Origin of the sequence: Pantoea sp. ME81 (genome assembly GCF_903970985.1) — a bacterium.
GTDB classification, from domain to species: Bacteria; Pseudomonadota; Gammaproteobacteria; order Enterobacterales; family Enterobacteriaceae; genus Pantoea; species Pantoea communis.
Genome location: NZ_CAJCKS010000216.1, coordinates 1 through 7,021, shown reverse-complemented (window position 1 = coordinate 7,021; position 7,021 = coordinate 1). Strand labels below are relative to the sequence as shown.

Below are 7,021 nucleotides of genomic sequence, written 5' to 3'. Positions count from 1 at the left end.
GTTAACGCCATCAGGGTGCACCATAGCGCCACTGACGCACCGGCCGGAATAAACTGTGGCAGGAAAGTGACATAAAACACACCGACTTTCGGATTTAACAGATTGCCGAATAATCCTCGCGAGAAGCAGGCGAAATAGCTCTGCTCTTTACCTTGCACGCTTTGGCTCTCTTCCGCCTGAGTGCGGGGATTCAGCAGCAGTTTGACGCCGAGGTATAACAGATAGGCGGCGCCGACCCACTTCAACAGGTTATACGCCATTTCGGAAGCCAGCAGCAGCGCGCCGAGACCCAGTCCCACCGCAACGCCCCACACCAGACAGCCCATGGTGACGCCCAATGCGGTGGCTGATGCCCGTTTCCAGCCTTGCGCGGCTGCGGAACGCAGCACCAGCGCGGTATCAAAGCCTGGCGTTAACGTCAAAATAGTAATGGCAAAAAGAAATGAAAATATCAGTGTCATGGCGAGCTCCCTGTCAGTTCGCCGCTATCTTAACCTTGCCGCAACATCTTGACGATAGTTACCTTCCGTCAGTAATTGATAATAATTCTCAACTTGCCAGTAATGGTTAAATCTCCGTCATTTATCTGTGTCACTTTATCGGCAACGGCTTTTCTCACATCAAGGAGTTGTCGCTATGAGTAAATTCATTTTTTCTTCTCCGCGTAAGTATGTTCAGGGTGCAGGTGTGCTGGATGAATTGGGGACCTATGTGGCCGAGCTGGGCCAGCATGCATTTTTGGTCGCCGATGACATCGTCTGGAAACTGATTGGTGAACGCACACAGAAAACGTTAAAAGCGGCAGGCATTGAGTTCAGCTGGCAGCAGTTTAACGGTGAAGCCTCCAGCAACGAGATCAATCGTTTAACGCAGCTGGCGAAATCACAAGGCAGCAATGTGGTGGTGGGCCTTGGCGGCGGTAAAACGCTGGATACCGTAAAAGCGATTGCGGATGAGCTTAAGCAGCCGGTCGCCATAGTACCGACCGTGGCCTCGACGGATGCGCCCTGCAGCGCGCTATCCGTGATTTATTCAGACAGCGGCGTATTTGAGAGCTATCGCTTCTACAGCAAAAACCCGGATCTGGTGCTAGTGGATACCGCGGTTTGTGCCGGTGCACCAGCCCGCTTGTTCGCCTCCGGCATTGCCGATGGTCTGGCCACCTGGGTTGAAGCACAGGCCGTGCTGCGCTCGCACGCCAAATCGATGGTCAACGGCGATCCGACCATTGCAGGCACCGCCATTGCGCGTGCTTGTGAAGAGACGCTCCTGACATGGGGCTACAGTGCTTACACCGCGGTGAGTGAGAAGCGCGTGACGCCTGCCGTCGAAGCCGTGGTGGAAGCCAATACCCTGCTTTCAGGACTCGGATTCGAGAATGCCGGATTGGCGGGTGCGCACGCCATTCATAATGGCTTTACCGCGATTGATGGCGATATCCATCATCTGACGCACGGCGAGAAAGTCGCTTACGGCACGCTGACGCAAATGGTGCTGGAGCAGCGTCCGGATGAGGAGATTGCGCGCTATATCCGCTTCTACCGTTCCATCAAGATGCCGACCACGTTGAAAGAGCTGCATCTGGAGAATGAATCCTGGGAGAATCTGCTGCGCGTCGGGGCGCTGGCGAACAGCGAGGGGGATACATTGAAGAACCTCAACCCGAACTTGTCGCCAGAGGATATTGCCAACGCGATTGTCGCAGTGGATGCCTTCAGTAAAACCGTGCAGTAAAAGAGGTTGGGCGCACCACGGTGCGCCCGGACCAACCGCGTTTACTCCCCGTCATCCGCTACGGCTGGCGGGCGATCCCAGTACTGATATTTGTACGCAGAACTCAGGTGGCGCTCGATGGTGCCTTTAGCAAACACCTCGGTTTCATGCAGATAACTTAGCGTACAGTTGCCCACCTCATCCCATAACTGACACTCGTCAACTGAACTTAAGGTACTGACAGGCGTGGTAGCGAAGCCATTAAGCCGCAGCTCTCGCCACTGCTTATCATAACTGTAGGTGTCTTTACCGCGTGCACTGGACGATGAGGTGACCAGCCCTTGTGGATTCCAGCGCCAGGTGCTCTCTCCGTTGGTCATCACATCACTGCCGCGCGCGACGCTTTTCTCCAGACGAAAATGTTTGTCATAGCGGTAAGTGGTATCGGTGAAGCCATCCTTGCCCATGCTGGTAAATTTGTCGGAAGAACTGATGATGTTGCCATGCTGACCCATTTGCCAGCTGATGGTGCCCTGACGGTTATCCACCACTTCCTCTTTGCCCGCTTTTACCACTTTGACCAGGTAGGCATACTCCGCCACCCAACCTCGCTGCACGCGGGCGATGTGCTGTTCCATGGTCAGCACCACGTTGCCTTCGTTCTTGTCATACGTAATGTCGGCAACCATCAAATCCCCGCACTGATCGAACTGCCCCAGCACGCGTTTTTGCGAATCGACATCTTTACCAAACTCACCGGCTACGACCTGACGTACCGCGCCTTTGGCATCACCACCCAGCATGATCCAGTTGTTGCTGCTGGTAATATTTTTGCTCAGAGGCGGACAGGCAGTGCTCACCGCCAGCGCTGAACCAGACAAGGGAAACAACAGCACTAAAACAGCACAAGAGTAGGATTTCATGAATGTTATCCGCGCTAAGCCATAAAGTAATCAAAGCATCTTTTTTAACAATGCGCTATCAACGGCTGTACAGCAGACAAAAAGAACCCCAGCAAAACTCACTGGGGTTTGGTACTTGCAAACATCACGTCAGAGTTTTGGCGTGCTGCGCGGCAAAAGGGGTGCGAACTCAGGCGACACGAACTGCGGTCATTTCCAGCATGCTTTTCATCGCTTCGACCACATCGCCGTCGACACAAGTTCGGCTGAATTCGTCGACTTCTGCTTCGGAGCACATGGAGACACCGGCTTTACGGTAGCGCATCGGCGAAGCAACCAGTCGGCTGGCGGAGCTGTGAACTTCCTGCAGACCACTATCGATAAATTTCTGCAAATTGCTCAAACGAACACCTGCACCGGCCATGATAATTGGACCCGTGCTCAGTTCATTTAGTTCCCGCAACAATGCAATTCCAGTTTCCGCGCTCTGCTGCTGGCCGGAAGTCAAAATACGCGCAACGCCTAAATCCGTCAGTACGTCCAGCGAACGTTTGGGGCTGTGGCACAAATCAAAAGCGCGGTGGAAGGTCACCGCCATGCCATCACTGAGCGCCATGATCTGCCGCATGCGCACAATATCAACATGGGCATCTTCATCCAGCATGCCGATCACCACGCCAGGGAAACCGAGTTCACGCATCAGTGCAACATCGGATTTCATCACCTCAAATTCCTGTGCGGTGTAACAAAAATCGCCGCCACGCGGGCGAACAATCGGGTGAACCGGTATGGACAGTTCACGTTGTGCGGCTTCCAGCACGCCAGCTGACGGCGTCAACCCGCCTTCGCGTGGGGCACTGCACAGTTCCACGCGATCGGCACCGGACTGCTGTGCAGTCATTGCACAGTCGATGCCGTAGCAACAAATTTCCAGTTTCGTCATAGCTTGCTCCTTTTCATGACTTCTGGCTCGAGAGGATGGCTTAAGTTAGTCTGCTTAATTGGACAGTTTACGTGGAAACCTCACTATGGCATTCGATTTTGATCAATGGATAGACCGTCGTCACAGCGATAGTTTGAAGTGGCACAAATATGGCGATCGTGATGTGCTGCCTTTATGGGTTGCAGACACTGATTTTCGCTCGCCGCCCTGCATTATTGAGGCCATTAAAAAACGCGCCGATCACGGTGTTTTTGGCTATGGTGGCACACCCACAGGATTGATTGATATCACTGTTTCCCGCCTGGCGCAGCGCTACAACTGGCATATTCAGCCGGAATGGATCGTTATGCTGCCTGGCGTCGTCAGTGGTCTTAACCTTTCGGTCCGCGCGTTTACCGAGGCTGGGCAACGCACAGTCGCGCCAACGCCGATTTATCCACCGTTCCGCGCGGCCTCAAAACTCGCCGAGCGTGAACAGATCAACTTGCCGCTGCATTTACAGCATGGCCGCTGGGTCGTCGATCTCGATACGGCTGCGATGCAGGGCAATGAACACCTGCTGATGCTGTGCAACCCGCAAAACCCCGGCGGCACCGTGTATCGTCGCGAGGAACTGGAGGCGCAACTGGCGTTTGCTCAGCAACACGATTTAATCGTTTGTTCTGATGAAATTCACTGTGATTTGATTTTGTCGCCCGATTGCCGCCATATTCCTTTTGCAGCATTGAGTGATGATGCCGCACAGCGCAGCATTACGCTGATATCGCCCTCGAAAACCTTCAACATCGCTGGTCTCGGTGCATCGATGGCGATTATCCCCAACCCTGAATTACGCAAACGGTTTAAACAGGTACGCGAAGGTATTGTGCCAGGAGTCGATATTCTCGCACTGGTGGCAGCTGAAGCAGCCTGGCGTGAAGGTGATGCATGGCTGGAGGCGCAAATCCAATACCTGCGGGCGAATCGCGACTGGCTGGTGGCGCAGGTGAATGCACTCCCCGAACTGCACATGAATTCGCCCGAAGCGACCTATCTTGGCTGGATTGATGCCAGCCAGCTGGATGTGGCCAGCCCCGCGCTCTATTTTGAAAAACACGGCCTCGGTTTTTCACCCGGCCGCGATTTTGGTGATGACAACTTCGTGCGCTTTAACTTCGGCTGTACGCGCGTCTTACTGGAACAGGCGGTGAGCCGATTGCATAGCGCAGTCATGGCACGGCGTTAGCCTTGTTCGCTGGCGACAATTTCTTCCAGTCGCCAGGGATGAAACTTGATGGTGGTTTGCCCGTCCGTCACCGCCAGTGTCGGGTTGGGCAAACGCTCATGCTCACCTTTTGGCGCGCTGGTTTTGAACGAAATGCCGGGTTGCGTCAGTGCATGATCGGAGAGCAATGCCATCGCGCGCACACCCAATGTTTCGGGCTCACCGCGCAACACGATTTCCACATGTTCCCAGCCTTCATGGCGATACAATTTCTCACCCGGCCAGGGTAACTCAATCACATCGACCTGCCATCCAGCGATCGTTAACGGCTGATGCAATTTGAACAAGCAGATCGGGCGTCCGTTGATCATTGCTTCGGAAAACTGACTGCCCATCTGCTGCAATCCCGCCTTCCAGCGCTCCGCCGTGGCGAACTGATGGCAGCGCACCGCCAGGTGATCGGCCTCATGTTCTGATAACCGCAGCCCTAATCTTTCAGCAAATTGCTGCAAGGAGTGCTCAAATCGAGCCAGGTCTTGTTCTAAATCACTCAGTTCCGCAGGAAAATTCATTTCAACACTCCAGACACATCAATATCAGTTCAATTATTTTAATCAATTTAAAAACAGCAGCGCTTCAGAATCCGCTTGACAAAGTCGTCGGATTCCTCCGATTTCATCATGGAAAAGACCTGAAACCGCATAAATAGGCCCTCTCTTTAGGATTATTCGCCTAAATAGGTCCAGCGGTTACTTTATGAAAACACCTTAAATCACTGTTAATATTAACGATAATTAACACAATGAGATAAGTCTTATTTCAGTTGCAAACAATTGCAGCTTGATACCCTTTCTTATAAATTTGTGTTTCACAACTACAAGGAATGGCTCTATGTCTATGCTCATTGTTGTCGCGGTCCTGATTGCATTGATGGGATTTGCAATTTCCCGCCACTGGAAGGTGCGTGAAGACAAAAGCGTTAAAAATCCTCGTCGTCACCCGCGTCGCCGTTAATCGGCGCGCGGGTTGCTGTTACCCGCCATTGCGCATGCTAAAAGCTGACGCACTTTAACATTTCACGTATACTTCCCCTCTTATTTTTCCGTCCCGCCGCGCTGTTGCGGGATGAAGGCATCGGCTCGCCGCCACTGGCGGGCCTTTTCAGCATATGAAGGTAACGCGGTGAATATTCAGGCTCTTCTATCCGATAAAGTCGGTCAGGCAATGGTAGCGGCGGGTGCGCCAGCAGATTGTGAACCTCAGGTTCGTCAGTCGGCTAAAGTGCAGTTCGGCGATTATCAGGCGAACGGTATCATGGCTGTGGCGAAAAAGCTCGGTCAGGCTCCGCGCCAGCTGGCTGAACAGGTGATTCAGCATCTGGATCTCGCCGGCATCGCCAGCAAAGTCGAAATCGCCGGCCCCGGCTTCATTAATATCTTCCTCGATCGCAACTGGTTGGCTACCCAGGCCGCGCAGGCTCTGCAATTGCCGCGCCTTGGCGTCAGCAGCCTCAAGCCACAAACCGTTGTCATTGACTACTCGGCACCCAACGTCGCCAAGCAGATGCACGTCGGTCACGTCCGTTCCACCATCATCGGTGACGCTGCGGTACGTACGCTGGAATTTCTCGGCCACAACGTGATCCGCGCCAACCACGTCGGCGATTGGGGTACTCAGTTCGGTATGCTGATTGCCTATCTGGAAAAGCAACAGAATGAGCACCACGAAGATATCGCGCTGGCGGATCTGGAAGAGTTCTACCGGGAAGCCAAGGTCACCTATGATGCGGACGAAGCCTTCGCCGAACGCGCCCGTGGTTATGTGGTGAAACTGCAAGGCGGCGACGAATATTGCCGTGCTATGTGGAAAAAACTGGTGGATATCACCATGAGCCAGAATCAGGAAGTCTATGACCGCCTGAACGTGACGCTGACGCGTAAAGATGTGATGGGTGAAAGCCTGTACAACGATATGTTGCCTGGCATCGTCAGCGATTTGCGTGAAAAAGGGCTGGCCGTAACCAGCGAAGGCGCAACCGTGGTGTTCCTTGATGAGTTCAAAAACAAGGAAGGCGAAGCGATGGGCGTGATCATCCAGAAAAAGGATGGCGGCTACCTCTACACCACCACCGATACATTGGCCATAAAGGTGCACTGTGGTTGCGCTGTGAAACCCACGGTAAAACGGCACACGGCGCAATGCCAGAACTGGGTATCAATGCCATTTATCTGGCCGCAGATGCGCTGGGGAAAATTCGTC

8 protein-coding genes and 1 pseudogene are annotated in these 7,021 nt (G+C 53.5%); 5 read left to right on the top strand and 4 right to left on the bottom strand.

Annotated elements, in window-relative coordinates:
- The coding region (locus tag H7A81_RS24365) for a LysE family translocator (protein WP_182058984.1) at positions 1-461 on the bottom strand (461 nt) is incomplete at its 3' end.
- A gap of 175 nt (positions 462-636) precedes the next feature.
- Here H7A81_RS24365 and H7A81_RS24360 point away from each other — a divergent pair.
- Positions 637-1,734: a glycerol dehydrogenase gene (locus H7A81_RS24360; RefSeq protein ID WP_160832824.1), complete on the top strand. Its 1,098-nt coding sequence runs from the start codon at positions 637-639 to the stop codon at positions 1,732-1,734.
- 41 nt (positions 1,735-1,775) lie between these two features.
- Here the strand turns inward: H7A81_RS24360 and H7A81_RS24355 are convergent, their stop codons facing one another.
- On the bottom strand, positions 1,776-2,636 hold the full coding sequence (locus H7A81_RS24355; protein ID WP_034828634.1) for a hypothetical protein: 861 nt from the start codon (positions 2,634-2,636) through the stop codon (positions 1,776-1,778).
- 169 nt (positions 2,637-2,805) lie between these two features.
- Positions 2,806-3,558 carry a copper homeostasis protein CutC gene (gene cutC, locus H7A81_RS24350; protein ID WP_034828632.1) on the bottom strand — a complete coding sequence of 251 codons (753 nt, stop codon included), beginning with the start codon at positions 3,556-3,558 and terminating at the stop codon, positions 2,806-2,808.
- Between the two features lie 85 nt (positions 3,559-3,643).
- Between cutC and H7A81_RS24345 the strand changes: the two genes are divergently transcribed.
- Positions 3,644-4,783 (top strand): MalY/PatB family protein, encoded by a 1,140-nt coding sequence (locus H7A81_RS24345; RefSeq protein WP_182058983.1) that lies wholly within the window; start codon positions 3,644-3,646, stop codon positions 4,781-4,783.
- On the opposite strand, the gene H7A81_RS24340 is transcribed toward H7A81_RS24345, so the two are convergent.
- On the bottom strand, positions 4,780-5,334 hold the full coding sequence (locus tag H7A81_RS24340) for a VOC family protein (RefSeq protein WP_182058982.1): 555 nt from the start codon (positions 5,332-5,334) through the stop codon (positions 4,780-4,782). The genes H7A81_RS24345 and H7A81_RS24340 overlap by 4 nt on opposite strands.
- A 319-nt stretch (positions 5,335-5,653) precedes the next feature.
- On the opposite strand from H7A81_RS24340, the gene H7A81_RS27830 reads away from it, so the two are divergent.
- The 3 genes and pseudogenes from H7A81_RS27830 to H7A81_RS27825 form a co-directional block, all read left to right on the top strand.
- Positions 5,654-5,776, top strand: coding sequence for a hypothetical protein (locus tag H7A81_RS27830; protein ID WP_007889544.1), 123 nt, complete (start codon positions 5,654-5,656; stop codon positions 5,774-5,776).
- Positions 5,777-5,944: 168 nt separating this feature from the next.
- Positions 5,945-6,910 (top strand): annotated as a pseudogene (gene argS, locus H7A81_RS24335) (arginine--tRNA ligase); the annotation flags it as partial.
- Between the two features lie 11 nt (positions 6,911-6,921).
- A partial coding sequence (locus H7A81_RS27825; RefSeq protein WP_255479034.1) for a peptidase dimerization domain-containing protein occupies positions 6,922-7,021 on the top strand: 100 nt, incomplete at its 3' end.